General features: G+C 37.1%; 24 protein-coding genes. 7 read left to right on the top strand and 17 right to left on the bottom strand.

The features are described 5' to 3' along the window. Nucleotides 1-21: 21 nt before the first annotated feature. Entirely contained in the window at nt 22-2,073 is a 2,052-nt protein-coding gene (locus ABDZ63_RS01000; RefSeq protein ID WP_343781184.1) for a methyl-accepting chemotaxis protein, read from the top strand. A 147-nt stretch (nt 2,074-2,220) separates the two neighbouring features. On the opposite strand, the gene ABDZ63_RS00995 is transcribed toward ABDZ63_RS01000, so the two are convergent. Further along, nucleotides 2,221-4,419, bottom strand: coding sequence for a S8 family peptidase (locus ABDZ63_RS00995; protein WP_343781182.1), 2,199 nt, complete (start codon nt 4,417-4,419; stop codon nt 2,221-2,223). Nucleotides 4,420-4,667: 248 nt separating this feature from the next. Between ABDZ63_RS00995 and ABDZ63_RS00990 the strand changes: the two genes are divergently transcribed. Next, on the top strand, nt 4,668-5,921 hold the full coding sequence (locus tag ABDZ63_RS00990) for a GNAT family N-acetyltransferase (protein WP_343781180.1): 1,254 nt from the start codon (nt 4,668-4,670) through the stop codon (nt 5,919-5,921). 60 nt (nt 5,922-5,981) lie between these two features. Here the strand turns inward: ABDZ63_RS00990 and ABDZ63_RS00985 are convergent, their stop codons facing one another. The 5 genes from ABDZ63_RS00985 to ABDZ63_RS00965 form a co-directional block, all read right to left on the bottom strand. Next, nucleotides 5,982-6,728, bottom strand: coding sequence for a hypothetical protein (locus tag ABDZ63_RS00985; protein WP_343781178.1), 747 nt, complete (start codon nt 6,726-6,728; stop codon nt 5,982-5,984). Further along, entirely contained in the window at nt 6,725-7,462 is a 738-nt protein-coding gene (locus tag ABDZ63_RS00980) for a hypothetical protein (protein ID WP_343781177.1), read from the bottom strand. The genes ABDZ63_RS00985 and ABDZ63_RS00980 overlap by 4 nt, the downstream gene beginning before the upstream one ends. Then, the gene (locus tag ABDZ63_RS00975; protein ID WP_343781176.1) at nt 7,434-8,345 is read right to left on the bottom strand and encodes an ATP-binding cassette domain-containing protein; all 912 of its coding nucleotides are present in this window, start codon (nt 8,343-8,345) and stop codon (nt 7,434-7,436) included. Before ABDZ63_RS00975 ends, ABDZ63_RS00980 begins: the two co-directional genes overlap by 29 nt. Next, on the bottom strand, nt 8,345-8,725 hold the full coding sequence (locus tag ABDZ63_RS00970; protein WP_343781175.1) for a GntR family transcriptional regulator: 381 nt from the start codon (nt 8,723-8,725) through the stop codon (nt 8,345-8,347). Before ABDZ63_RS00970 ends, ABDZ63_RS00975 begins: the two co-directional genes overlap by 1 nt. Nucleotides 8,726-8,881: 156 nt before the next feature. Further along, nucleotides 8,882-9,325, bottom strand: coding sequence for a chemotaxis protein CheW (locus ABDZ63_RS00965; protein ID WP_343781174.1), 444 nt, complete (start codon nt 9,323-9,325; stop codon nt 8,882-8,884). Nucleotides 9,326-9,446: 121 nt separating this feature from the next. Here ABDZ63_RS00965 and ABDZ63_RS00960 point away from each other — a divergent pair, with 121 nt between their 5' ends. Then, on the top strand, nt 9,447-9,896 hold the full coding sequence (locus ABDZ63_RS00960; protein ID WP_343781173.1) for a YaiI/YqxD family protein: 450 nt from the start codon (nt 9,447-9,449) through the stop codon (nt 9,894-9,896). An 830-nt stretch (nt 9,897-10,726) separates the two neighbouring features. Further along, nucleotides 10,727-11,854: a S8 family peptidase gene (locus tag ABDZ63_RS00955; RefSeq protein ID WP_343781172.1), complete on the top strand. Its 1,128-nt coding sequence runs from the start codon at nt 10,727-10,729 to the stop codon at nt 11,852-11,854. Nucleotides 11,855-11,894: 40 nt separating this feature from the next. On the opposite strand, the gene ABDZ63_RS00950 is transcribed toward ABDZ63_RS00955, so the two are convergent. From ABDZ63_RS00950 to desA, 6 genes are all read right to left on the bottom strand, one after another. Continuing rightward, nucleotides 11,895-13,331, bottom strand: a complete 1,437-nt coding sequence (locus tag ABDZ63_RS00950) for an amidase (RefSeq protein ID WP_343781171.1) — start codon at nt 13,329-13,331, stop codon at nt 11,895-11,897. A gap of 16 nt (nt 13,332-13,347) precedes the next feature. Further along, the gene (locus ABDZ63_RS00945) at nt 13,348-13,476 is read right to left on the bottom strand and encodes a hypothetical protein (RefSeq protein WP_343781170.1); all 129 of its coding nucleotides are present in this window, start codon (nt 13,474-13,476) and stop codon (nt 13,348-13,350) included. Nucleotides 13,477-13,480: 4 nt separating this feature from the next. After that, nucleotides 13,481-14,530 carry a DmpA family aminopeptidase gene (locus ABDZ63_RS00940; RefSeq protein WP_343781169.1) on the bottom strand — a complete coding sequence of 350 codons (1,050 nt, stop codon included), beginning with the start codon at nt 14,528-14,530 and terminating at the stop codon, nt 13,481-13,483. Next, nucleotides 14,527-15,129, bottom strand: a complete 603-nt coding sequence (locus ABDZ63_RS00935) for a response regulator (RefSeq protein ID WP_343781168.1) — start codon at nt 15,127-15,129, stop codon at nt 14,527-14,529. The genes ABDZ63_RS00940 and ABDZ63_RS00935 overlap by 4 nt, the downstream gene beginning before the upstream one ends. Then, entirely contained in the window at nt 15,126-16,253 is a 1,128-nt protein-coding gene (locus ABDZ63_RS00930) for a sensor histidine kinase (protein ID WP_343781167.1), read from the bottom strand. The genes ABDZ63_RS00935 and ABDZ63_RS00930 overlap by 4 nt, the downstream gene beginning before the upstream one ends. A 279-nt stretch (nt 16,254-16,532) precedes the next feature. Beyond that, nucleotides 16,533-17,552 (bottom strand): Delta(5) desaturase DesA, encoded by a 1,020-nt coding sequence (gene desA, locus ABDZ63_RS00925; RefSeq protein WP_343781166.1) that lies wholly within the window; start codon nt 17,550-17,552, stop codon nt 16,533-16,535. Nucleotides 17,553-17,780: 228 nt separating this feature from the next. On the opposite strand from desA, the gene ABDZ63_RS00920 reads away from it, so the two are divergent. After that, the gene (locus ABDZ63_RS00920; protein WP_343781164.1) at nt 17,781-18,521 is read left to right on the top strand and encodes a FixH family protein; all 741 of its coding nucleotides are present in this window, start codon (nt 17,781-17,783) and stop codon (nt 18,519-18,521) included. A 37-nt stretch (nt 18,522-18,558) separates the two neighbouring features. Here ABDZ63_RS00920 and ABDZ63_RS00915 read toward each other — a convergent pair whose 3' ends face one another. Then, nucleotides 18,559-19,170: a CBS domain-containing protein gene (locus ABDZ63_RS00915; protein WP_343781163.1), complete on the bottom strand. Its 612-nt coding sequence runs from the start codon at nt 19,168-19,170 to the stop codon at nt 18,559-18,561. Nucleotides 19,171-19,297: 127 nt separating this feature from the next. Here ABDZ63_RS00915 and ABDZ63_RS00910 point away from each other — a divergent pair, with 127 nt between their 5' ends. Next, on the top strand, nt 19,298-19,756 hold the full coding sequence (locus ABDZ63_RS00910; protein WP_343781161.1) for a ferritin family protein: 459 nt from the start codon (nt 19,298-19,300) through the stop codon (nt 19,754-19,756). Nucleotides 19,757-19,833: 77 nt separating this feature from the next. On the opposite strand, the gene ABDZ63_RS00905 is transcribed toward ABDZ63_RS00910, so the two are convergent. From ABDZ63_RS00905 to ABDZ63_RS00895, 3 genes are read right to left on the bottom strand one after another with little or no spacing between them, the layout of a single operon-like run. Beyond that, entirely contained in the window at nt 19,834-21,438 is a 1,605-nt protein-coding gene (locus tag ABDZ63_RS00905) for an ABC transporter permease (RefSeq protein ID WP_343781160.1), read from the bottom strand. Continuing rightward, a complete protein-coding gene (locus ABDZ63_RS00900) occupies nt 21,435-22,328 on the bottom strand; it encodes an ABC transporter ATP-binding protein (protein ID WP_343781159.1) in 894 nt (297 codons plus the stop codon). Before ABDZ63_RS00900 ends, ABDZ63_RS00905 begins: the two co-directional genes overlap by 4 nt. Nucleotides 22,329-22,342: 14 nt before the next feature. Beyond that, nucleotides 22,343-22,966, bottom strand: coding sequence for a TetR/AcrR family transcriptional regulator (locus ABDZ63_RS00895; RefSeq protein ID WP_343781158.1), 624 nt, complete (start codon nt 22,964-22,966; stop codon nt 22,343-22,345). 181 nt (nt 22,967-23,147) lie between these two features. Here ABDZ63_RS00895 and ABDZ63_RS00890 point away from each other — a divergent pair, with 181 nt between their 5' ends. Next, nucleotides 23,148-24,104: a hypothetical protein gene (locus ABDZ63_RS00890; RefSeq protein ID WP_343781156.1), complete on the top strand. Its 957-nt coding sequence runs from the start codon at nt 23,148-23,150 to the stop codon at nt 24,102-24,104. A 188-nt stretch (nt 24,105-24,292) separates the two neighbouring features. Here the strand turns inward: ABDZ63_RS00890 and ABDZ63_RS00885 are convergent, their stop codons facing one another. Then, nucleotides 24,293-26,941, bottom strand: a complete 2,649-nt coding sequence (locus ABDZ63_RS00885) for a YhgE/Pip family protein (protein ID WP_343781155.1) — start codon at nt 26,939-26,941, stop codon at nt 24,293-24,295. Nucleotides 26,942-26,984: the final 43 nt, after the last annotated feature.

The following is a 26,984-nucleotide window of genomic DNA, read 5'->3' as shown; positions in this document are numbered from 1 at the left end:
AAAATTAACAGGAGGGTATGTATGAAAGGAAATTCTAGCTTAAAACGTAAAATGTTACTCATGTTTCTTCCTTTAACATTTATCGGACTAGCTTTATTCATGATTTTTTCCTATAACATCTCTAAAGGACAGCTTGATGAGGAAATTGAACATAGAATCACCAATTTACAAGATCGTTCAGTTAGTCAAATCGAAGAACGGTTTGCCAGTCACGAACAGTTAGCTGAATCAACTGCAAGTTTCGTATCGGCTACTGGAGATTCAATCGAACAAGGTGATTACATAGACCTTCTAGAACGAAATATTGTAACAAACCAAGATACATATGGCTCTGGCATTTGGTTTGAACCATTTGCTTATGATGAAGACATTGAATACGTTGGACCTTATGTTTATGAGGAGGACGGGTCAACTATTTATACGGATGTATATGAAGACCCTGATTACGACTATCCAAGCTGGGAGTGGTACCAACAAGCAGAAGGTCTTGATGGGGCAGTATGGGGAGATCCGTATTATGATGAGGCTTCAGATATTACCATGGTGACAACTTCTGTAGCATTTGAAGATCAAACAGGCAACTTTAACGGAGTGATCTCAGCAGATATTGATTTAACCCAAATTCAAAATCTCATCTCAGACATTCAAGTGTACGAAACAGGATGGGCATTTAGCTTTGATAATACCGGTCAAATTATTGCCCATGAAGATGAAGCATTAGTTATGGAAGCGTCGATTGATGAGATTGATTCATTTTCAAACAATAGTGAAGAGCTATTACAAAATGAAGAAGGACAATTTTCAGTTGACCTGAATAATGGTACAAACCAAATCTATTTCGCGCAAGTTCCAAGTACTGGTTGGACAGTTGGTATAGCAGTACCCGAAGATGAAGTGTACGCATCATTAAACGAGCTGTTAATTCAACAACTCATCATTGGTTTAATCGTTATATTGTTATTAGGCGGTGGAATTTACTTATTTAGTAACCGAATTGCGAAACCTATTACATCATTACGTGAGAAAATGGATGAAGTCGCAAACGGAAACTTAACTGTGGAAGCAAAACATCAATCAAATGATGAAATCGGCTTATTATATGAGCATTTTAATAAAATGGTTAGTAACATGAAACACTTAATAATGCGCACACATGAATCAGCAGATATCATTCGTTCATCAGCTGAAAACTTTAGTGCCGTCTCTGAAGAAACAACAGCCTCTAATGAAGAGATTCAAGGAACAATGGATCAAATCGCAAGTGGTGCACAGCAATCTGCTGAAAGCTTAGAGGCGATGTCTGATCAAATGAACCATTTAAGTGATCAAATTGAATCTATATCTAGTAGTAGTGAAACGATGAATGAATTAGCAACAGAGGCTGATTCTGTTAATCAAAAAGGGCTAAATCAAATGAACCAGCTTGCTTCTTATTCATCAGAGTCCAAACAACAATTCGAACAAGCAGAAGGTGTTGTTCAAGAACTTAACAACCAAATCCAAAAAATTAGTGATTTCATCCATACGATTAACGCTATTTCTGAACAGACGAACTTGCTTGCTCTTAATGCATCAATAGAAGCTGCACGTGCTGGCGAGGATGGAAAAGGTTTTGCTGTAGTGGCTGATGAAGTGAGAAAACTAGCTGAACAATCCTCTCAATCAACTGAGGAGATTCACAAGATCATAGAAGATGTAAAAAACCAATCAAACCAGGCAATCAATCAGATGAATGAAGCTAAAACAACAACAGATTCACAGAATGAAATCGTAGACTCAACCGTACAAGTATTCAATGATATTGGTTCTGCCGTAAATAACATTACGAAAAGCGTTGAACAAAACGTACAAGCCATTCAAGACATGAGCCAATACAAAGACCGCGTTGTATCATCTGTTGAATCAATCACTTCAAACACTCAAGAAACAGCAGCATCTAATGAAGAAATAAGCGCAACAATTGATGAACAGACAAACGCATTACAATCGCTAGCAAACTCCGCTGAAGAGCTGAACACTTCAAGCGAACAGCTTAATAGTTTAATAGAAGAATTTAAATTAAGTAAAGATTAATCAAGTAAAGGTCCATTCACGAAAATGTGAGTGGACCTTTTTATTAGTTAGATCTTCTCGTCAAAACCCATGTCCTTTCATAACCACCCCCGTCCTAGCCAAACATATAAGAAAGCCGGAATCCTATCCCCGGCTTTCTTAACTGTATTATTCTTTTCCTACTAACGTTTGGTCATATGTGATGTTACCTGCTGAATCCTCCACTTCTAATTTTACAATCCAAGGAGATTTAGCGGTTAATTTAAGATCTGATTTCTCAATTTCAAATGCTTCATCTGTCACATCAAACTCACCCTTTGTAAAGTGATGAAGTGTTCGACCATTTGAAGCTTCCACCTTTAGGTCAATCGATTCAATATCACTTATCCCGTCCGGACTAAACACTTCAGCATATATGGCTATTCCATCATTTCCAGAAACCTTTTCTGGTGTAACATCTAGAACTGTTTCTGGGTCATAGCTTAGGTCTTCCGGGTACTCAACTTGCCAATCACCATCATAACTAGATAGTAGATTAGCTCTCCCATCTATACGAACTGTCCAAGTTCCTGGCTCTGGAAAGTTAATAGAAACTGATCGTTCATTACCTAAATCTATCAACCCTGCTGACTGAGTATCTGCAGCATCGACGTCAGTGACATCACCATCAGGTCCAAATAACGAAATGTATATATTCTCAAGGCTCAAAGACCACGAAAGATCTGCCGAGGCTGATAATGCTCCTTCTTGTACCTCAAAAGTATGTGTTTCATATCCTTCATTTGTTTCCCATGAATTTGGTGCAACACGCCCTTCATATGAACCACTTTCAACCTTAACGCTTTCTGGTTTTTCATAAGTCACTAAATCGTTCAGCGTAACTTCACTTGGAATTTCATTATTAATAGCACGAGTCACAGCTGTTTTTGCATCAACAAACCCAGCTCCCGCTTCATATTCTTGATAACCTTTCATAACATCAGTGTCTGCTGTTACTTCTAGTAGTCTTATTAAATCTTTAGGACTTAATGTGCCATCGTGGTTTTGTTCATAGGCGTCAATGATTACAGCTAATACACCTGTAACCATTGGTGCGGCCATTGATGTACCACTTGCAGAGCCATAATAAGTACCACTTAATGTCATAGCGTGTAAAGGATTTTGAGCTGAAACAATATCTTCACCTGGTGCAACAACTGATGGACGATACAACCCTAATGGATCGCTTTCAATATCCCAATTTTCCTGTTCTTCAGTTGAAGCATTGTAATAAGCTTCAGCATTCTCAAGAGCTAATTCTCTGTCAAAGTTACCATCAACCTTACCTCTTGAAGAAAAACCTGTTACACCAAAAGATTTATCCGTAGCTCCAACACCTAAAACATAAGGCGATGCTGCATATGGATTACACGTGTCACTGTCAGAACCAGAATTATCATATGCAAAAACGCTTAAAATACCTAGATCAAATGCTTCTTTTGCCGCTATGTTTGTTGCATTATTAGGGTTAAAGTCACAACCTTCTGAACCCCAACTATTTGAAATTAATCGAATATCTGCTTCCTCATTCTTAACTTGATCAATGATATGATCATAAGCCTCTAAAGTATAAACTAACAACACAGCTGCAGATGTACTGTAACTATGAACTTGCGCATCCGGAGCCATTCCTTTCAAATGACCATCAGAAGCATCCCCACTACCTGCAATTGTTCCATATACATGAGTACCATGACCATACTCATCATTATTAACAGGTGCACCTGCATCTAGTTCAAGGTCATAGACACTTGTTTCTATATTAGTTCCATCAGGTGTTGTACTGACAAACAGGTCATTGTCTGTCAAAATGGTACCTGCTACCTGCCAGTTTCTTACTTGGTTATGCTGAACATCAGGGTGTAAACCGTCCAAACCTGTATCAATGACCGCAATTTCAACACCTTCACCAGAATAACCATAGTCTTCTTGTATAACGTCAACCTGTGTCATATCGCGACCTTCTGCATTAAACAATGATAATTGCTGGTTCGGCTCAATGTATTGTACTTCACTCCATTGTGATACTTCAGCAATTTCTTCTTGATTTAAATAAACCCTTGCAAAAGGTAAATGTTCATAATCGTGATAATTACGGTTTAAATCGTCTAGCTGTGATACATTTTCTAAATCATCAAATACTACAACAACATCATGGTACAATGCATCATCAACCACCTCAAGAGTCTCAATTAATTTATCAGATAATTTTTCTGTTAGGCCAAGTATAGAAGCTTTAGACTGATTCATACTAGACACTACCATTAAGACAACTATTATTGAAAAGATTATACCAATCAGTCCGCTCCTTACAATTACCTTTCTCATCCACAACCCTCCATATTTTAATTTCAATAAGGATTGTACAATAAAACAAACTAAATTTCTAGAAAAATCAGAAAAATGAGTCTAATGTTCCCCTTTTAAGTAAAAAAACAGTGTGTTTTATTGAAGTAATGATAATATATAATTAAAGTATAAAGATAATTACATATGACCGAATTGTTAACCAATTATTTTTTTATTGATAATTATTTCAGTGATTCTATAATAATAACAAACGAGGAGGCGGAATTATGCACGAAGTAAGAAAGATACGAGAAGAAGAGTACCGGGATAATGTCATCTTGCACGAACAGGCCTACACATCAAATCCAGCAAACAGCGAAGAAGAGATCGAAAAGCTCGTTAAAGAAGAAAAAAATTTCCTAGATCAAGCTGAAGGCGTCGTACCTTATGGTGTCTTTCAAAACAACCAATTAATTGGTTCAATGAAGTTGTTTGATTTTGAGATGAATGTATTCGGGACATTTTTACCGACTGGGGGCTTAAGCTCTGTCGGCGTTGATTTGTTACATAAAAAAGAACGCGTTGCAAAATCTCTTGTCGATTTCTACTTAGACTATTTTGACAAGCGTGGATTTGCTCTAACTGCTCTTTATGCATTCAGACCAGATTTTTATTATCAAATGGGCTTCGGGTATGGGGTGAAGAAGGATGTTTACCATGTTGCACCGCATGCCTTTCCAGATTTTAAGCACAAAAATGACTTAGCTTTCTTAACGAAAGACGACAGCCAAGCATTAGTGGACTGTTACAACACTTTTGCCAAGCGTCATCATGGCCTTATGAAGAAAAACTCCTTACAATATAAAAAACCATTTGAGAAGTTTAAGTTTAAAATCTTAGGTGTCAAGAAGAAGGGCAACGTTACGGGTTATGCAATCTTTTCTTTTAAAGAACGTGAAGCTAACAATTTCTTATCAAGCAATATAACCATCCATGAATTCGTTTATACAGACAAAGATGCACTTAAGCAGTTATCGACCTTCTTCCATACGCAGAAGGACCAAGTGCATCGTATTACATTCCCAACACAAGACGATACGATGCATCACTTCTTCACCGATGCACGTGATGGGTCTGATGAGCTTGTTAATTTCGTCTATCATCAAACAAACAAGTCAGGATTAGGTCTAATGTATCGCGTCATTAATGTTAAGCGGTTTTTCTCACAATTATCGAAACACAACTTTAATAACGCCAATCATTCAATCATGTTTCAAGTGACTGATTCGATGTACCCAGCTAATGCAGGCGATGTCACAGTGAAATTTACAAATGGTAAACCAGCTGTCATTCAAGGGGCTAAGGCTGACACAACAGTTAAAATCGATATCTCAGATTTAACCAGTCTATTACTTGGAGTCATTGATTTTAACAAACTATATTTATATGATAAAGTTGAATTATCGAATGAAGATCACGTTGAAGTGATAAATGAAATCTTCTACACACGCAACAAACCAATCTCGATGACCAACTTTTAAAACATCAAACCCGCTTGGAATAAGTCCAAGCGGGTTTCTTCTAAAGTGCTTTACTTAAAATTATTCAGCTTCTTGTCTATGATCAAACAACCGATCACTATCACTTACCACTTCCACTCCAGATGGTATTTCGATAACTAATAACTGAATAGAAGTGTTATCAAAATGCATTCTGTCATCCATAACTTCAGAACGAGATTCAGACACTAAGAAACGATTAAACACGCCTTCATGTGTTAACAATTCCATCTCAACATTTAAATCTGTCGTAACAATTCGAATAGTATCTGACCGACTCGTAATAGATGGGACTGGAAACTCCTCATCAACTACAAATCCTCTTATGACTAGTTGTTCAGGTGTTAAGAATTTCACCTCTACTTCACCATCTAAGGAATCATTCTCTTTAATAAAAATAGGTGTGTCCCATACTCCACCTTCAACATCAAAATTGTTAATCGAAATTTCATCATCAACTTCAAATGTCCAAGCTTCTTGTACTGATAATTCTTCAAATTGATCAAACGTTCCATTCAATAAAGCACGGTCCATCTCTAATATCTCTTCATACCGTTCTTCATCCATCATATAAGCAACTTCAGAATCACGATCAATGATAAGGAAATACCCAAGTGCTCCAATTATGACAACAATACTATACCCCATTAAAATGATACGATTTTGGTGCTTAATAAAACTGGTTGGTAAAATCGATGAGAGCCCCCTAGTCACACCGATAATAAGTAAAATAAGTATAGCGAAAAAGATAACAAAAGGGATTAACCCCATTATGTTAAAGGTACTCATGCTCTAACCTCCCACCGATTCGATACAAGCAGAATTACGCCAAACAAAGCAATCACTGTGAATATCACCTTAATAGACAACAAGATAAGTGATGATTCAAATACGTAAAACTGAAACATGCTCGAAAAAGTACCATGCACTGGGTCGAGAAAAGCTAATCCAAAAATCGTAACAGGCACAACAACCTTCATAATCACATGCGTATTCATCATTAAACTCACTGCATAACCTAAAGACGCTAACAACAAAATGTACATAAACATAACTGCTATGGCAATAAATATATCGAAAAATGCATAGCTTGTATGTACACTAACATTTGAATTTAATAAATAAACCAAAGTCTTAAATAATAAGGATGTACCTAAAGTCATGATCGCACCGAACAGACTCATCAAAGCTAAAAACACAAAGTTCGATAAATGATTCGTTAATCGATTAGAAACAAACGTAAAATCAATATCGCGTTGTTCATCTTTAACCAAACCATACGGGATTACTGCAGCCCAAATTAATGTAAAAATGAAAATCATGTCTCCAGATATAAGGTTGAATCGGTAGTTAAACATTCCTCCATTAGCAGATCCACCCATTGAACCCGTTCCATTATACGAGAGCACCATCGCGACTAAATGAGCAATCACTAATGACGTAAACACCCGCACAAATCCATTTATTTTTAGCCGCGATTGCTTTTTCACAACATCATATGGTTTCACTTCGGTTAAAGACATCATCAATTCCTCCTTCAGCCTTGTTCGTCACATAAACACAAAGGTCAGCAGGTGACACTGGTGACAGCTTTACTCCTTCACGTCTTAATGAGTCTTTTTCAGTTTCTGTTAGCCTATCTTTCAAAACTATATACTGTTGGTTCATACCAACATCTTTGCTATACAAGACATCATGCTCTTGGGTAATAGAATTTAATAGAGAAGTAGAACCAGTTAACCCAACAGCATACTCCTTTAAACTAGGGACGGTTTCCTGAAAGTAAAGCTTTCCATCATGAATAAGCGCAATTTCTTCTAATAGATCTTCTAATTCATTCAATAAATGACTTGAAACAATAATCGTACGAGGGTACTCCATATAATCCTTTAACAACGCACGATAAAAATCATGCCGAACAGAATAATCCATCCCCGTCGTTGGCTCATCAAAGATCGTAAGTGGTGCATGGGTTGCTAAACCAACAATAGCATTAAATGTACTACGTTTACCTTTAGAGAAATGGAGTGGCAGTGTCTCTTTATCGATCGAAAAATAGCTAGTTAACCTGTCAGCCAACTCACCATCCCAATTTGGATAAAAACGACTGAACTCCCTTAAAACGTCTTTTACTTTAAAGTCTTGCGGGAAAGGTAATTGATCGTCTACAAAGATAGAGTTCGCCGACACTTTTAAACTATTAAATGGTTCTTCACCCAAAACAGTTAACTCACCGTCTGTTTTTTTGATTAGCCCAGCAATCAGCTTAAGTAACGTCGTCTTACCAGCTCCATTACGACCAATCAATCCTGTAATACTACCTTCTTGAAATTGAATGGTTAAATCTTTAATTGCATGATTATTTCGATAAGACTTCGTTAAATGACGACTCGATACAACCCCCATTATGAACTCCCCCTTTTTGTTCGTTCAGCTTCAATCATATGTTTTAGTTCCTCATTGCTAACTTGTAAGTAATCCGCTTCTTGAACGAGATCTTTAATAATCGTTTTTAACGTTTCATTTTTTCGTTTTAAAAGAATCTTCTCCCGAGCATTTTCTTTTACAAACATGCCAAGACCTCGCTTTTTATAGGCAATGTCGTCTTCTAATAGCTTTGTTAAACCTTTACCAGCTGTTGCCGGGTTAATGTTTAACAAGTCTGCTAATTGATACTGTGAATATATCTTATCGTCTACACTCAAATTACCGTTGATCACCTCAGTTTCGAGCCATTCAGCAATTTGAATATATATTGGTTTCATACTGTCATGGTTTAATACCAACGTTCTCCCACCTTCACACGAAGTGACATAGTGCATTAGTGATGTAATGCACTAACTATATTTTATCTTAGTTTGGTAATAAATCAAGTGAAAAATGATTAGTTTTTTATTACAAAAAACGCCGGATTATACAATAATCCGGCGTCTCCCCTCTATTTAACTAACATTAAATTCTGCAAAGTTCAAAACACGATCTAAATCTAATAAAACAATTAATTGGCCATCTTGATTGGCTACTCCTGTTATATACTCTCTTTCAACTCCTGCTACCATTTCTGGTGGTGGTTCAATTACGTCATCACTTATATTAACGACTTCAGTGGCTTTATCAACAATCACACCGAGTTGATTCCCATCAATCGTTAAGATTAGTGTACGTGTTTCCTCACTATACTCTGCCTGCCCCATCTCAAGTTTTTCCTTTAAGTCAATCACCGGCGTAATAGCACCTCTTAATTCGAAGATCCCTTTCATGGCTTGTGGCATTTGTGGCATGGTTGTTAGTTCTGGCATTTTCTCAATTGACCTTACTTGTTGAATATTAATCGCGAATCGTTCATGATTAAGTTGAAAAATAATAAACTTTGACACCTCAGACATTTCATAGCCCCCTTTGTATATAAATCCCTTATAATATTGATTATAACTATTATTTCGACTAATTTATATATTTTTTTACCCAGATCCTAATACCTATTAAATCAAGGTGAGGAGTTATAAAATGAAAATTATCATAGATGCTGATGCATGTCCTGTTACTGAAGAAACGATTAAAGAAGCGCAAAAGTATACGATCCCTGTTTTAATGGTGAAAAGTTTCGCACACTTCTCACCGTTTGATGAACAAGAAGGAGTTGAGACGATTTATGTCGATTCGGATGCGGAGGCTGCTGATTATAAAATTATGCAACAAGCCAATAAAGGTGACCTAATCATTACTCAAGATTATGGATTAGCTTCTCTCGCCCTCCCAAAAAGCTGCACAGTTATGCACCATAAAGGCTTTCTGTACTCTGAACATAATATCGACCAACTACTACAATCCCGCTATCTTAATGCGATGGCTAGAAAAAGTGGTCAGCGTACGAAAGGGCCAAAAGCTTTTACCAAAGAAGACCGTGAACATTTTGCGCTGAAGCTACAATCTGTCTTACACGAAACACTTACATAATTTTACTAATGTTAAGTAAAAGGTAAGTACCTCATGCTCGATATAATATTATAAACTTCTAAGCTAAGAGAGACTGTCCCTACCAACCCTTCAGGTAGGGGCTTTTATACCTTGTTAGCATTCTGATGAAATTTACTTTAACACCTTCCAAACATTTACAAAAACACTCTCATATGACCTACATCCCTCTTACACAATCTTATATACAACCTTCTTAAACTTAGGTCAAAGCACTCCACCCAACTAATTCACTATGCAGATATTAGATCAACTTTTTAATGGCATACTATCGAATCATAAACTTTGATTCTCGCACGCTTTAAAGGAAATGATTAAACTAAAACTAAAAAGCCAACGAACCGTGTCACTCCTTGTCATGAAACCACTTTTATACAATTTTCATAATTTAGTCTTGTTTTCAGAAAAATGATGTAAATTATAGGTTAATAGTTTGAATTTCAGCTCCTGCCTAGAGGGCATAAACCTGGGCATTTCATTCTTTTTCACTATTAACCTTCCAACAAAATTTGTGCTAATATTTAGATGATTTAGAATTAGGAGGTGTAATCAGCGTTTTGTAAACTAGGGTCATACCCCTAAATGAATGCTCTGTATTAAAATTAATCCCAATCAATCCTCTATCAAATTCTACTGTCATACTTACCTTCTCTTTACTAAACCATTTTGTTTAACAGAGCAAAAACAAAATACTAGAGGAGGGTTTAATGAACAACTTGCCAATCAAAATTTTACCAGCCTGATCTTTTTTTGATGTTACCCCCAGTCGTTTCTAAAAAACATATTTAAATTCTTTCCCGAGGAGTGTTTCAATGAAAAAGTTAATAGTTGCTTTTTTGACTGTAGCCATTTTATTTGCGCTACAAATCACTGTCTCAGCTGATCAAGATGAGCTGAATAAAGAAGATTATCTCATTATGTTTGACGGACCTGCTGAAAAAGGAATACTAAATTCATTTGATGTAGAGGAAGACGATATTTTATTCAAGTCAGAGATTCTCCCTGTTTATCACGTTGAATTATCTGAACAACAAGCTAAATTAGTCGACAATCACCCACAAATAAAATATGTAGAGGAAAACGCTGAAGCTGAGGCTTACTATCAGGATGTACCATATGGAATTGACTCGGTTCAAGCAACTGATGCACATTCATCTGGCTATTATGGCCAGGGTGTAGATGTAGCCATTCTTGATACGGGTATTGACGCTAGTCATGAGGATTTAAACGTATCTGGAGGACACTCTGTCTTTAACAACTATCCGGATAGTGATCCGTATTATGATAGCAATGGCCACGGAACTCATGTTGCTGGAACGGTTGCAGCACTAGATAATAACATTGGTGTTCTTGGTGTTGCACCACAAGCCAATTTATATGCTGTAAAAGTATTAGACAGTAGTGGTGGCGGGTCTTACTCAGGCATTGCTCAGGGGATTGAGTGGTCAATTTTAAACGGTATGGACGTCATCAACATGTCTTTAGGCGGACCAACTCACTCTTCCATTTTGCAAGCTTACAGTGATTATGCTAATGATGCAGGCCTATTAGTTATTGCAGCTGCTGGTAACAGTGGAAATGCATGGGGGGTTGGTGACAGTGTTGGTTATCCTGCTCAGTATGATTCTGTAATGGCTGTAGCTGCTGTAGATCAAAATGAAAACCGCGCATCATTCTCAAGTACTGGACCTGCAGTCGAAATTTCAGCACCTGGTGTCAATATTCTAAGCACATACCCGAACAATAACTACTCTTCACTAAACGGAACTTCAATGGCATCACCACACGTAGCGGGTGTTGCAGCTCTGGTTTGGCAAAGTAACCCACAATATTCAAACACACAACTAAGAAATGTTCTTAACCAATCAGCTAAGCCACTTGGTAATAGCAACCATTATGGTAATGGGTTAATCCAGGCTTACGACGCATTGGTCCATTAAAATATATATGAGTCCGCAAACATAAATTGCGGACTCATTTTTATTGACTCATTTGCATTAACTTTTGATCTAATTCTAAATATTTTAAAAACCACGGTTGGGCTTTTTCAATCTGATTAGCTAATTGGAATAAAAGGTGATCTTGCCCGGCGTTTGCTTTAAATTGCATTCCTATTGGCACCCCTTCTTCTGTCCAATAAACAGGCACACTCATAGCAGGTTGGCCCGTTGCATTAGCAATTGGAGTAAAGCTACAGTAATCGACCATATTTTTCGTTAATGCTTCAATCGTATTTTGTTTTAACTCACCTGTTTTAACAGGCAGGCGGTTTAACACAGGCGTTAACAATACATCATATTGATCATATAAAGATAGCAGTTTTTTAGATTCTAGTTGAATTAATACTCGAGCCTCTTCATATTCATAAGCTGTCATACCCTTGCCTTTTTTTAAGATTTCATATGATAATGCTTCTAAGTTTTCCTCTGATGGCGTTCTTCCTGACATCATGCCTAAGTGGTTGATTGCGACAGAGCCAGAACCAACCCATATTTTAATAAAGTTTTCTGTATAAGCGTCAAAATTCAGTGGTACTGTTATTCCCTCGACTTCATGACCAAGATTTTCTAATAATTCAACTGTTTCATCAAATGCCTTTTTCGTATCTTCATCAATCGTCACTTGTTGATTCCAATCAGGTGTAACGGCAATTTTAAGTGATCTCGGGGTTTTTTGAGCGGTTTTAACAAAGGTTTGGTCGTTTTTATATGTTGGGTATAGCTCTGCATTCGTTCCACCACTAATAACATCAAGTAAAGCTGCACTATCACGCACTGACCTTGCAACAGCATGATTAACTGAAATTTGGTTAATATAAGGCGAAATCGGAATACGACCACGTGATGGTTTAAACCCAAACAAACCACAACTTGAAGCAGGCATACGAATCGAGCCACCACCATCATTAGCATGAGCAAATGGTGCCATTCCTGCTGCAACTGCCGCTGCTGATCCTCCACTTGACCCACTTGGTGAACGTGATAGGTCCCATGGGTTATGAGTAGGGCCAAATAATTCTGGTTCAGTGATTGGTAAAAAGCCGAATTCTGGTGTGTTCGTTTTACCAAGGAAGTTTAACCCTGCTTCACGATACCTTCTAACAAACACATCTTCTTCTTTTGCAACAAAGTCCTTCTGTAGTCTTGACCCATTAGTGAATGGTTCATCATAAATCGGATTAAGGTCCTTTATTAAAAAAGGTAACCCAGCTAATGGATGATCAACCTTCTCCTTTTCTTTCACTTGTTCTTTAGCCTGATCAAACATCTTATGGATAACTGCATTAAGCATGGGGTTTAATTGCTTGATTCGTTCTATGTAATAATTCGTTACTTCCTCACTCGTCACTTCCTTACGATTGATCAATTCTTTCTGTCCTATAGCGTCAAAATGCTTTAACTCATCTAAATAACTCATCTTAGGCCCTCCGCTTTTAGAATATACTTCGAATAAATGACACAATAAGCCTTGGAAAATAAATCAATATTTCAATTAAAAAAGATAACATATCGGCGATCCAGTACTTCGATTCACCTTTATTCTTCTTACCCTTTTTCGCCATCCGCTTATCCCCTTCTCATTAAATTATCTATATATTTATATAACGAATGAAGCGTTGTTTCGTTTCGTCCAGTTACTGTTTCTGCTTTTACCATCGAGTTTAAGATAGCTTCTTCTGTTGTATCTGCTACTGCTAAGAACGCCTGATCTAAATCATTTTCATGAACCACTCTCATTTGCTGAAGTTTCTTTGAAGCATGAGGAACTCGGTTTGCAGTCGAATAGCCAATGACCACATCACCACTACCATTCCCCATAAATGAACCCGTTCGACTCAATCCGTTTCCTGTTCGTTTAATAATTCGCTTTAATTGACTTGATGTAACAGGTAAATCCGTCGCTACGATCATCATAATCGAGCCCTTGTCGACTTCATCAGTTTCTTCATTTAATTGGGTTTTTAGTTGCGGCCCCACCAATTGCCCATTCAACCTAAATTCTTCTAATTTACCAAAATTCGATAGCACTAATACGCCGATTGTATATTCACCATGTTCATATGTCAGTTTCCGTGATGAAGTCCCAACCCCTCCTTTAAGGCCGAAGCATTTCATACCACGTCCAGCACCTACACTTCCTTCTTGCATGTTCACTTGAGCATTTTCTAACGCTTCTAAAGCATCCGCTTCTGACACACTAAAGTTGCGAATATTATTTAGGACCATATCATTGCACTCACCGACAACTGGATTTACTGTCCCGGTTGAACTTCCAATCGTTTCATCTTGTTTAAGCATATAACGGACTAGCGCTGTTGTACATGTTCCGGCACTTAAAGTATTCGTTAGTAAAATAGGCGTCTCTAGAGTTCCTAGCTCATTAATTTGGACTAACCCTGTTGTCTTGCCAAATCCATTAAACACATGACTCGCTGCTATGAATTTTTCTTGAAATATGTTTCCTTCTCCTGGAATAATTGAGGTTACACCCGTTTGTATTTCTCCTTTAGCAAGTGTCTTATGGCCAACTTTAACACCAGCTACATCTGTAATTTGATTACGGGCACCTGTAGGGAAAGAACCAATTTCAATACCAAATTCCCTGATCCTTTTCATGAGGATAACCACCCTTTTTCTTTAACTTTGGAGATAGCTTCGATACGATTACTAACTTCAAGTTTATCGAAAATGATCGAGATATAATTACGAATGGTCCCATGCGTTAAGTATAATTGTTGCGCGATTTCCTTCGTGCTTTTTCCTTCTGCAATCAGCTTAACAACTTGAGCTTCTCTTTCTGTCAACGGATTCACTTCTTCATAGGCTAAATCAACTAGTTCAGGTGCATAGACTTTTCTTCCGTTCATAATGATTCTAATTGAATTAGCTAATTCTTCACTTGGGCTATCTTTTAGTAAATAACCTGAAACTCCTGCCTTTCTCGCACGTTCAAAATAACCCGCTCTTGCAAAGGTCGTTAATATGATGACTTTACAATCTTGATTAAGCATTTCTTCTGCCGCATCTAAACCTGATTTAATCGGCATTTCAATATCCATAATACAAATGCCTGGCTTATGTTTACGGACTAACTGAACAGCTTCTTCACCATTTTCAGCCTTACCAACCACCTGCATATCTGCCTCTAGATCCAACAAAGAGCCTAAAGCTCCAAGTAACATCCCTTGATCTTCAGCTAACACAATCTGAATCATTCAACCACCTCTGAACTTTCTTGTTTCACTGCCTTTGGAATCATGATTTTTAATGAAGTTCCTTCTTGCCCACTAATGTCAAGATGACCATTAACAAATTCCAATCGCTCACGCATACCTCTTAGCCCATTTTCCGCCACTTGTTCAGGAAATCCGATTCCATCATCTTGTATGATTAACTCGATTCTGTCTTCTTTTTCTAAAACCCCAATTCGACACAAGCTGGCGCCACTATGCTTCACAACATTGGTGATGGCTTCTTTCAAACACATACTCGCTACATCTTCTATTAATAATGGAGTCTGTTGTAGTTCATGCTCCCCTTCTATATCATATTCGATCTCTGCTGCTTCTAGTAATTGTCTAATATAACGCAATTCATCTTTCAATCTTGTCCCTCTCATATCCGATACCATATCACGCACTTCTTTTAATGCTGTACGAGCAGTTTGATTTATATCTTTCATTTCACTAACCGCTTTTTCTTGATCGACTTTCACTAACTTTCCTGCTAAATCACTTTTCAAACCGATTAAAGATAACTTTTGGCCTAATGTATCGTGTAAATCGCGTGCAATTCTTTGTCTCTCTTCAAAAACCATAAGCTTAGAGATTTTCTGATTAGCATCAGCAAGCTCCCCTTCAAGCTTCTCGCGTTTAATTCGATTATATGTATTAAACGGTAGTAGTACGACCCCGATAATCGTAATAATAATGAAAGGTAATTGGGTGAAAAATAGTTCAGTCTGGGTGAAAAAGCTACCATAAATAGCAACTAAAGTCGTCACTAAATGGATAATATATAACGTTAAAAACCCTGCTTTTCGCTGAACATTACCAATGAAATAAGCTAAAAACAATGAAACATAGACATAACCGTAAAATAAAGTCATGCCGACACTAATTATGATTTTAATGGAGACCCAAACATAAACTGGCCATCCATCAGAAAGAAAGGATAAACGGTAAGCTAAAAAGAATGTTAAGATCGCTATAAGCCCCAAAACGATCTCAAGCGCTGAATTAGACCGAAAAATAAAGAAGAAAGGTAAAAAACTAAAAATAACCCATACATATATATTTAAACTTAGATTTCGCGGAATAATACTGAACCAATTTTGCATTCATTGCCCACCTAACTTTTGTACTTATTTTAATCATACCATTTTTAAGGGAAAAAATAATATAATGGCCATTCAATCGTCCCCCACTACTGATATGTAGCAGAGCCAATAATAAAAACGAGAATTAGGACAAAATTAGTTGTCAAATTAGAAAATCCGAACGAGTCATCATAAATGAACTCGTTCGGATTTTGCGCTTTGATATCTCTACATCAAAAATGCTTGAACACTGATGTATTTGCTGGAATGCTGATAAATTGAACCGCCGAAACTCAATTCTTAAGAGTTGACTGTTTCATTTCGGCGCATTTTTTGTTTAATCTCTCTAAAACTAACAAACGTTTTCTTATGCTCATCATATAATCTAAACTTGATCGACTTCAAACTTGATTTTAATGTAATTGTTGTTGCTTCTTGGAGTGGTGGTGTTTTTTCGTGAACGGTTTCTAAATGGTAATTAGGGACTTTCGGGCTTAAATGGTGCACGTGGTGATACCCAATATTACCAGTTAGCCATTGTAAAACACGCGGTAGCTTATAATATGAGCTACCATCAATTGCTGCTTTCACATAGTCCCATTCAGATTCATCTTCAAAGTATGAATCTTCAAACTGATGCTGCACATAGAATAACCAAATGCCAAGCGCACCAGAAACAAACATGATTGTAAACTGAATAACGAAAAACGCGTAAAATCCGATTAACCAAATAAGCAGTAGTGAGATACCTAGAATTAATACATTCGTTAAGTAAGTGTTACGTCTTTCACCTTTTTTCGCATCTTTTCGGTTTAATCGGTTCGTAATAAACAACATATAAATTGGACCTAAACCAAACATGACTAAAGGATTTCGGTATAAACGGTATTGTAACCTTTGCAGTGGTGATGATTTCATATATTCATCTACTGTCATAATCCAAACATCACCCGTACCACGCTTATTTAAGTTACTACTCGTTGCGTGGTGAATCGCATGCTCTCTTTTCCACTTAAGGTAAGGAAACATAGTCATGACACCGGTCATTGTACCGACAAAGTTATTTAATTTACGGTTTTTAAAAAATGATCCATGACAACAATCATGAAATATAATAAACGTTCGAACCAGAAATCCAGCTGCTACAATTGCGATTGGAATCGTAATCCAAACCGAAATAGACAAGCTAATGTAAGCTAATACCCACAGTATAAAAAATGGAGGTAAAGTATTAATTAACTGTTTAGTACTTGCTCGATCATCCGCATCTTCAAAAGGTCGAATCTTTTTTCGAAGCTCTGATAGTTTAGCATTTGCCATATTGTTCACCTCAACGTTTAATCTTTCTTATTATATTAAGGCTCAAACAGCTTCTAAAATAGTCATGAACGTCAGGACTTTAGCATGACAAATGTCATATAGCTTGTTTCATTAAATAGACATACTTTTTTCTTAAAAGCGTCATAATCTTGTAGAAGATTTTACTTTAAAGCGTGTTAAAATTGGGATAAATGGTTACAATGGCTGATGGAAGGAGATGAATGATAAATGAAAAAATGGTTATTAATCCTTGTTGCAGCGATGTTAGTTATAATGGCCGCTTGCGGAGGAGACGATCAGGAAGCAGAAACAAATGACGTTGATTCATTAGCCCCCCTTGAAGTGGAAGTGTTAATGGAACAAGAACAGGACCTAGGTGAGACAACATTATCAACACGCGTAACTCAAGATGGTGAAGCTGTTAACGATGCGAATGATGTCACTTTTGAAGTTTGGCAAGAAGGACAAAAGGAAGCAGGTGACATGGTTGAAGGTTCATTAGTTGAAGATGGTGTATATGAAGTAAGTTATACGTTTGAAGAAGAAGGCGCATTCTACGTAGTGCCTCATGTTACTGCTAGAGAACAACACCACATGCCACAATATGACCTTGTTGTTGGTGATGCAGAAGTAGAAACAGCGACATCAGACGGGAATTCTCATGAACATGACCACCATGGCCATACTGAAGAACTTGATGAACGTTTATCTGTTGATTTTCAACTTGTTGATGATCAATTAACTTCAGAAGTTCTCTATGAAGGTGATGACTTAGAATCTGCAGACATTACTTTCGAAGTATGGCATGTCGATTCTGAAGATCAGCGCGTTTGGTTATCCGCTGAAGAGACTGAACCAGGAGTTTATCAAGCCGAATTTAATGAAGATACATCAGGTGAGCATCATGTCATTATTCATATCGAAAATGAGGAATTACACGAACATATCGGCGATGTATTTGAGTATTAATAAAAAGACGACCGAAGTTGCGGTCGTCTTTTTTTGATTACTGCATTCCTTTGTTGTTTTGTTGATTCATTTGTGCATTTTGTTGCTGTTGCATCTGAGCATTTTGTTGCTGTGCCATTTGTGCGTTTTGCTGTTGTTGCATTTGTGCATTTTGTTGCTGTGCTGCCTGAGCATTAGCTTGCTGCTGTGCTGCCTGAGCGTTAGCTTGTTGCTGCGCTCCTTGCATAGAAGCTTTTGGAATTGAAATGTTTGATAAAGCATCGCCTGCTTCATTTCTATATATGTTTTGTTGTGCTAAATCACCAATTGAAAGCATACCTACTGCTTGACCGTTTTCTGTTACAGGTAAGCGACGAATTTGTTTCTGAGCCATTAAATTAGCCGCTTCATGAATATCCATACTCGCATCAGCTGATACAATTTCACTACTCATACACTGACTAATCGGGCAATTGCTTTGCTGATTTTTAGCTGTCGCACGAAGCGTAATATCACGGTCAGTAATAATACCACGTAGTTGACCATTCTCAATAACAGGAATCGCTCCGATATCATTTTGCTCCATTAATGCAGCCGCTTCTTGAACTGATTGCTCTGAAGTTACAGAAACAATATTCGAACTCATTAGGTTTTTGATCGCATTTTCCATTTAAATATCACTCCTTTTACTCTTTATCGTGCACCCTGCGTAAGAAAATATTCATAATCATAGAGTCATTTTGTTAATTTCCATACATATAATTCACCATCATTTATTTACTGAGGGGGAACTTAACATGTATCAACATTATTTTCACGACACAGACTTAAAAGGACAATATTTAAATGAAACACAACCGAATGTGTATGAAGACTTAAAGCATGCAATTAATAGAGAATATACTGCGATTTGTTTTTATAATGACCTAACTTTACTCACTCCATCAGAAAAGACAAAGAATCACATTATTTCGATTAAAATTAATGAACAACGTCATTTGAATGAGTTCTCTAACTTTTATCAGAAATTAACTAGCTATACGCATTCACCCGAAATCATTGATCATTGTCCAGATGATTATAGTCAAGCGTTAGAAACGGCGTTTTTCCATGAGCAACAATCTGTACAGACTTATTTAAATATTGCCGATCGAATTAAAAATCCCTACTTCAAAGACAGATTCAAACGAATAGCCGCTGATGAACAAAAGCATGCCATGTGGATGCTTTATTACCTAAATGAAAGCTTTCAGTAATGTGGATACGTGGAAGTAAGCGAGCGCCTGATTAATTGGGCGTTCGCTTACTTAAATCAAAATTTGACCATATCAAATTATCCATTAATGTCGCGCCTACTATAACTAATCATGGCTAATACGACTAAAATCAAGGCTAAAATTGTGATAGTCAATACAGCTAACCAATTCATATCATTTATTGGTAAATTAGGGATATGCTCATATACTGACAAAGCTTCCATCCATTCAGGAAACTCTAACATCCCACCTAAGTAGACAACAACAAATGAATAACCTAGATATAACCAAGCTAACCCTCTCCATTTACCTATACCAACTAACAATGTAGCTAAACCAATCATTAACCAAGTCGCCGGCAAGTAAACCATAATGGAATTAAAAATGGTGCTAAATGCAAGGTCACCTTCCAGCATCGCAACACCTGTCACCCCCATACCAACTGAAGCAGCGACCATTACAATCGCACTCATAATAAGAGCCACGATTAAATACGTTGAAAGTAATTTAGTCTTTGAGATAGCAGTTGCCAATACCTGTTCCGTTCGATTAACTTTTTCCTCTTTTGCTAAGCGGTATACAGCTAAAATCATTGGTATTGTCGCAAAGATCGAAATGATCACAGCTAACATGGCGATAAACTGTTCAATTAACGCTAAACCTTCTGAAACTTCAGTCCCTAACATTTGCTGCATGACTTCCATTTCAGCTACATACGTCTCCGTTTCTGCCAAGACAGAACCATAAGTCGCACCAAATACAAACAAGCCAATCCCCCATGCAATAAGAGAGGTTCTTTGCATTCTTAAAGTGAAACCTAATGGCGTACGCAAAAACTTAGATGCTTCCGCTTTACCCGATTTTGAAGGGAGTAGACCCGCTCCAAGGTCGCGTTTAGCATTTAAATATAAAGCCACAACTGCAATCAATATAGCTAAGCCTAATGTCATTAAAACAGGCCACCACCGGTTTTCAACAAATACTTGAGCTTCAATCACCCAACCTAACGGTGAAACCCATGATAATGCCTCATTAGATACATCACCAATTGCACGGATTAAATAAGTAACAATGAGGACTGTAAAAGCTAAGCTTATTGTCCCACGCGATGTTTCTGCTAACTGTGCACATAAAGCAGTAATCGCCGCAAATAAAATCCCTGTAACCCCTAGAACCGCCCCATAAAGAAGCGATCCTTGTAGGTCAATGCTGTCAATTCCTAAGACTACTAGTGATAGCCCAATTAAAATCGTTAACACCACGAAAGTGAACGCTTTATTCATCATCACAGCCGTTAAAGTGGACATACGCCCGACTGGAAGTGAACGAATTAATTCGACCCTTCCATCTTCTTCATCTTCTCGAGTATGTCTTGTTACGAGCAATATACTCATAATTGCTACGACAACGGCTGTCAGTAACAACATCTGATGCGACAAAATAGCACCAACATGATAATCATCAAACCCATAAGCAGGACCTAGTAAAGCAGTGATTGCTGGGTTAACAACAGAAGCCGCTAATTGATCACGATCATCTGCAGATGGATACAACCCTTCAAATATTAACGTCGTACCTGCTGTTACGATAATAAATGCCACTATCCAAACAAGTAACCTCACCCGATCTAACCTAAGTTGCATTAAGGCAATGGGCTTTATCTTTTGAAACATACCCGTCATGACATCGCACCTCCCGACTCATAATGCCTCATAAATAAGTCCTCTAATGTCGGCGGTGCACTCTCTAATTTAACGACTTCATATTCACTGATCTTCTTAATGACATCATCTAACTTTTCTGTGTCTACTTGAAAACTATAGCCTTGTTTTTCTTGTTGCCAGTCATAAACCCCAGGCATATCTTCTAGGTTAAGTGGTTGTTTCGTTTCAACATATAGGTGTGTTCTAGTTAAATGCCTCATCTCATCTAATGAACCTGTTTCAATAACAGTCCCATCTCGAATAATACCGACGTGATCACACAACCTCTCAACCTCTGACAAAATGTGACTCGATAATAAAACGCTTTTCCCATTTTGTTTTGCTTCCATCACATACTCTTGAAAAACACGTTCCATTAAAGGGTCTAACCCTGAAGTCGGTTCATCTAAGATGTATAAATCAGCATCTTGAGCAAAAGCCGCAACTAATGCTACTTTTTGACGGTTACCTTTTGAATAAGTACCACTCTTTTTCGTTGGGTCTAATTGAAAACGTTCTATCAACTCTTGTTTACGGGCTTGATTCACTTCTCGACCTCTCAAACTAATAAAGTAATCGATTACTTGCCCGCCTGTTAAATTTGGCCACAAATTTACATCACCTGGTACATAAGCAATCCGTTTATGAATGTCAACTGCATCTGACCATACATCTTGGCCGAAAATCTTCGCCTCACCAGATGAAGCCTTTAAAATCCCAAGCAAGATTCTAATCGTTGTTGATTTACCAGCTCCATTAGGTCCAATAAAACCAAACACTTCACCTTCTTGAACCGTAAGATCAACACCACTTAACGCTTTTACTTCCCCGAAGCTCTTCGTTAAACCTTTCACTTCTAATACCGCCATACAATCCCCTCCAATTATTTATAAAAAGCGATTTTTAATGTATCCAAATACTGAGTGAATTCTAAAGTGAGTTTCTCCATATTCACATTGGCTATATCCTCACCTTTATATACCTGACTTATATCCTCTCTGTAACCATCCATTGACCACTTGATTAGATCCATTGCTTTTTGCGTATCGATATCATCACGAAATAGACTGTAATCAATATCCTTATAAATACTGTCATAGGCTATTTGTTGTAGTTGCTCAATCTTCTTCCTCGTATCATGAGGCAATAACTCATCCTCAGTTAGCATAATGATCCCTAAAAAGTTAAACACAAAAGGATTCTCATTGAAGAATGTTAATTTATTCATTGATGCTTGCCTGAATCGTTCAATGAAATCTGGTTCACTTAAATCAATTTGTTGGACATAACCATTATGGACTAGGTCAAAACAGTAGTTGATTAAATAATCATAAAGTTCTCTTTTGTTATTAAAATAATAAAAGAGCATTCCTTTTCCTATACCAGCATTTTTAACAATCTGGTTAGTTGAAGCTTGCTCATAACCTTTTTCACTAAACTCCTGTAAGGATGCGCTGATGATACGTTGTTGTTTTTCCTGCTCTAAATTATGAAACGGTTTCGGCACGTATAATCCTCCTTCAAATTATTTAGACCAGGTCGGTCGACACTAATGTAACAAATTAGACCACCCCGGTCAATAATTTTTTAAAAATTTATAATTTAGAATTTTAATATATTTTTGCACCATAGACTAGTAGTATGTGATATGATAGTTACTGTAATTATTTAGGAGAGGGGAAATACCGATGTATAAGAAGACCATATTGGCATTGGCTTTAGCTGCTACAATGATTCTTGCAGCTTGTGGTGATGACCGCAGTGACAAAGAGGTTGTTGTTGATGCATTTAATTCAATGCTAGAAGCTGAGAGCTATGAAGCATCTTCTGAATTCGACTTAGAGTTTGATGCCGATATTAATGATCCAATGTTTGATCAATTTGCAGGTATGATCAATGACTTTGATTTCAAAGTCGATCAAGTTTATGACGCTAATCAACAATTACAAGAAGCTGTTGTTTACTTTAATGGAAGCATGCCACCATTATCTATTGATTTAGAGGTTCCTTTCTTACAGGACCTTGAAAATCAAACGATGTACATTCAAACAGATAGTATCATTGAGGAATTTGGAATGATGTTCCCATTACCTGATGAAGCTCGTGGTAAGTTAATTGAAATTAACTTAGACGACTTAGAAGGTGAAGCACCTGATTTCGAGCAAGACGAAATGGAACAGCGTGCTCAACAAGTAATGACTGACTTCTTAGATCAAAAAGATGAATCAGAATTCACAAATGACGGTGATGAATACACTGTATCTTTCACTGAAGATGATTTCATGTATTTAGTAGAAGCATTCATGAATGAATTTGAAGAATTATTCACTGAAGAAGAACTAGCGATGATGGATGAGGACTTAGATGAAGCAATGGAGGAGATTTCAGAGGTTCTAAGCATCGAACAGATTGAAACTTCTGTTGTTATAAATGGTGATGAGTTAGAAGAACAATCTTTCGTAATGGATTTCTTATTCGAAGACCCTGACTCTAATGAGTTTATCCAAATCTATTTAGCTGGTAATACAACTTATAGCAACATGAACAGTGATGTTGAGTTTACTATCGACCCAGAAAATGAGGAAATTCTAGACTTTGAAGAACTAGAACAAATCATGATGGATGCGATGATGCAAGAATTTTAAGATTGAGGCTAATCTAGACTAATAGTAATAAATAGAAAATCCGAACGCGTTCATTTATGATGAACCGTTCGGGTTTTTCTATTTGGTTAGCACTACATCTTTCATTTAAAATATAATCTGGAAAATTTTCAAACTTTCTTTATTTGTATTTTTTAGTGCTCATCTAAACACCATGCTTCAATTTGTATTTATTCAATTAAACGACTTGACTTGGATTTATCTGATGTCTCTTCAATTCGATCGGCTAGTTTTTCTTTAAAAATCAGTCCAAACAAGATGGTGCCTAGTCCAAAAATGGATAACATAATTGAGTTAAACCAAGCAACAGATGGAATAATACCGCCGACTGCTTCTCTTAATAAATCAATTGCATACGTAAATGGCAGATAGGGATGAATCGCCTGGAAAAAGTCTGGCGCAACCTCAATTGGGAACATTCCACCACCACCTGATAGCTGTAACACTAAAAAGACAATCGCTAATGCTTTACCAATGTTACCAAATACAGATGTTAACGTATAAACCATAAGCATAAACACGACCGCTATGAACACTGTGAATAAAGTGAACCACCACGGTGACTGAGTATACACACCTAAAATCCAAAGGTTACCTAAACTAATAACAATACCTTGCAAGATTCCAACGATTAAAAATAAGATCATTCGCCCTAAATACATATGATGCATTTTATAATATGGTTTACGATCTTTCTTATGCACATTAGTACTTAATAGGTTACAAAGCAGTAAAGCTCCAATCCATAAACTTAACACTGTATAAAACGGTGAATTCGCTGAACCATAATTTGGGACAGGAAACAGTTGGGTTTCATCTAAAACAACTGGCTCTTTAAAGAATTCACTTTCCTCTTCTACATCATGGCGCAATACTGTAATGAGTTCACTTAAAGCATCATCTTCTTCTAATTCCCTTACTTGTGTTGCTAATTGGTCGAATTGTTCACTTAACCCTGGAAGGTCATCCTCTGCAAATTGAGCTAAACCTTGGACAGTTGATTGAATTTGTGGGAAATGCTCTTCAATCATATCCGCAACAGTTAAGTATTGTTCTTCTACTTCTGGTAAGTCTTCACGTATGAATGCCCCAATTCTTTTAATTTGACCTTGAAGTTCAGGGAAATCATTTTCCATAAAGTTTGCAACACTTTCTAAAACTGTTTCAACTTGTGGTAAGGCTCCTTCAATCTGATCAATGAATTCAGTTAAGTTTTGGCCAACCTCAGGAACATCTTCTAAAGCATTCTCTAAATCCTCTTGATTAACCATATTCATGTCATCTAACTCATTAATCAGTTCCTCTACCTGAGGTAAAACGTATACGATCGTATCCAATTGTTCATGCGTGTTTTCAACTTGTTCATAAGCCTCATTAGTCAATGTATCAATGGCTTCTCGTCCGTCCGCTTCCATGTAAGCTTGAAATTGATTAATTTGTGTATGAAGTGTCGAAATAGATTCAATTAATTGTTCACTTATTTCCTCATCTTGATCAAGTTCTTCAATAGCCTGTTCAACGATTTGTTGACTTTCATTAACATACCCTCGAATCAACTTTAACTGTTCAATTGTTTCTGCAACTGACGGATCAACATTCTCCCATGTTTCAAGCTTTGAAATCATATCTTCTAGTAATAAGTCGAATGAAGTCAGTTGGTCATTCAATTCATGTAAGGTTGATTCTATTTGTTCTAAATTACCTTCTTCAATGCCTGCACTCAGATCTTCCAATACCGTAGTCATGCGATTCGAAGCTTCAATCAATTGGTCTACAAAGCCGTCTAGGCCCTCATTTAAATTACCCATTATTTCAACTAATGCTTCTGCACGCTGTTCCATCGCTTCAATTTGGTCAACGACAGCAGGCAAAGAACTTTCCAGGTCTTCAATTTGATCTTGTAATTCTTGAACAGCCATAACCCCGTCATACAAATAGTCTTCTATTAATACAATCTGCTCAGCAATCACCCTTAATTCGTCCACAGATTGCTTTACTTCAGGTAAATATGTTTCAACTTCAACAACACTTTCACCTAAGGATTCAACTTCAGACAAACTTTCTTCTAAGATAAGTATTTTTTCAGCACCCTCTTGAATTTCAGGACGCAATTCATCTAAAGCTAGAAAATGCTCTACCTGTTCTTCAATTTGATCCCACTGTTCATCTACTGAAATAACAATGTCACCAAAACTCATTAATAATGGCGTCTTTTCTTCCAAATCATAAACTTGTTGCTTTAATGCTCTAATCGTTGGCAATTCTTCTTCCAAGGCAATACCAAGACGATCAAACTCTGTAAACAGAGCTTCAGAGGAGTTTTTAATTAATTGCGTTGAGATTTCATTTACAATAGTCGATGTTCCGGCTTCAGTCATTTTGGGAGCTATTGCATTAAGCTTCTCATTCACCTCATAATCAATCTCAGCAGGACTTGGTGAACCGTCAATAACACTTACTAAACTGCTGGAGAAATCTTCATTTATATAAATCGCTGCATAATAGTCTCCGTAATACACCCCTTCTTCAGCTTCATCCGACGTTACAAATGTCCAATCGAGGCCTTCATTCTCTTCTAAACTGGATTCAAGCTCATCACCGACATGAAGAGTTTCCCCATCGATTTCAGCACCTTGGTCTTCATTCACTACAGCAACCGTCAAATCCTCAGTATTATCATACGGATCCCATGAAGCAGCTAAGTTAAACCATGCATAAAGTGATGGTAAAATCGCTAACCCTATTAATAACAATCCAACTAACGGAACTCTTTTTATATTTGCTAAATCTTGTTTAAAAATATCTAATATCGCCTTCATCAATTGCACCCTTCTATATTTAATTAAGACAATCTACTATATC

It is taken from the genome of Alkalibacillus silvisoli (assembly GCF_039521975.1).
Taxonomy (GTDB): Bacteria; Bacillota; Bacilli; order Bacillales; family Alkalibacillaceae; genus Alkalibacillus; species Alkalibacillus silvisoli.
Note: the sequence above shows the minus strand (reverse complement) of the source record. Positions and strands in the feature narration are given on the sequence as shown.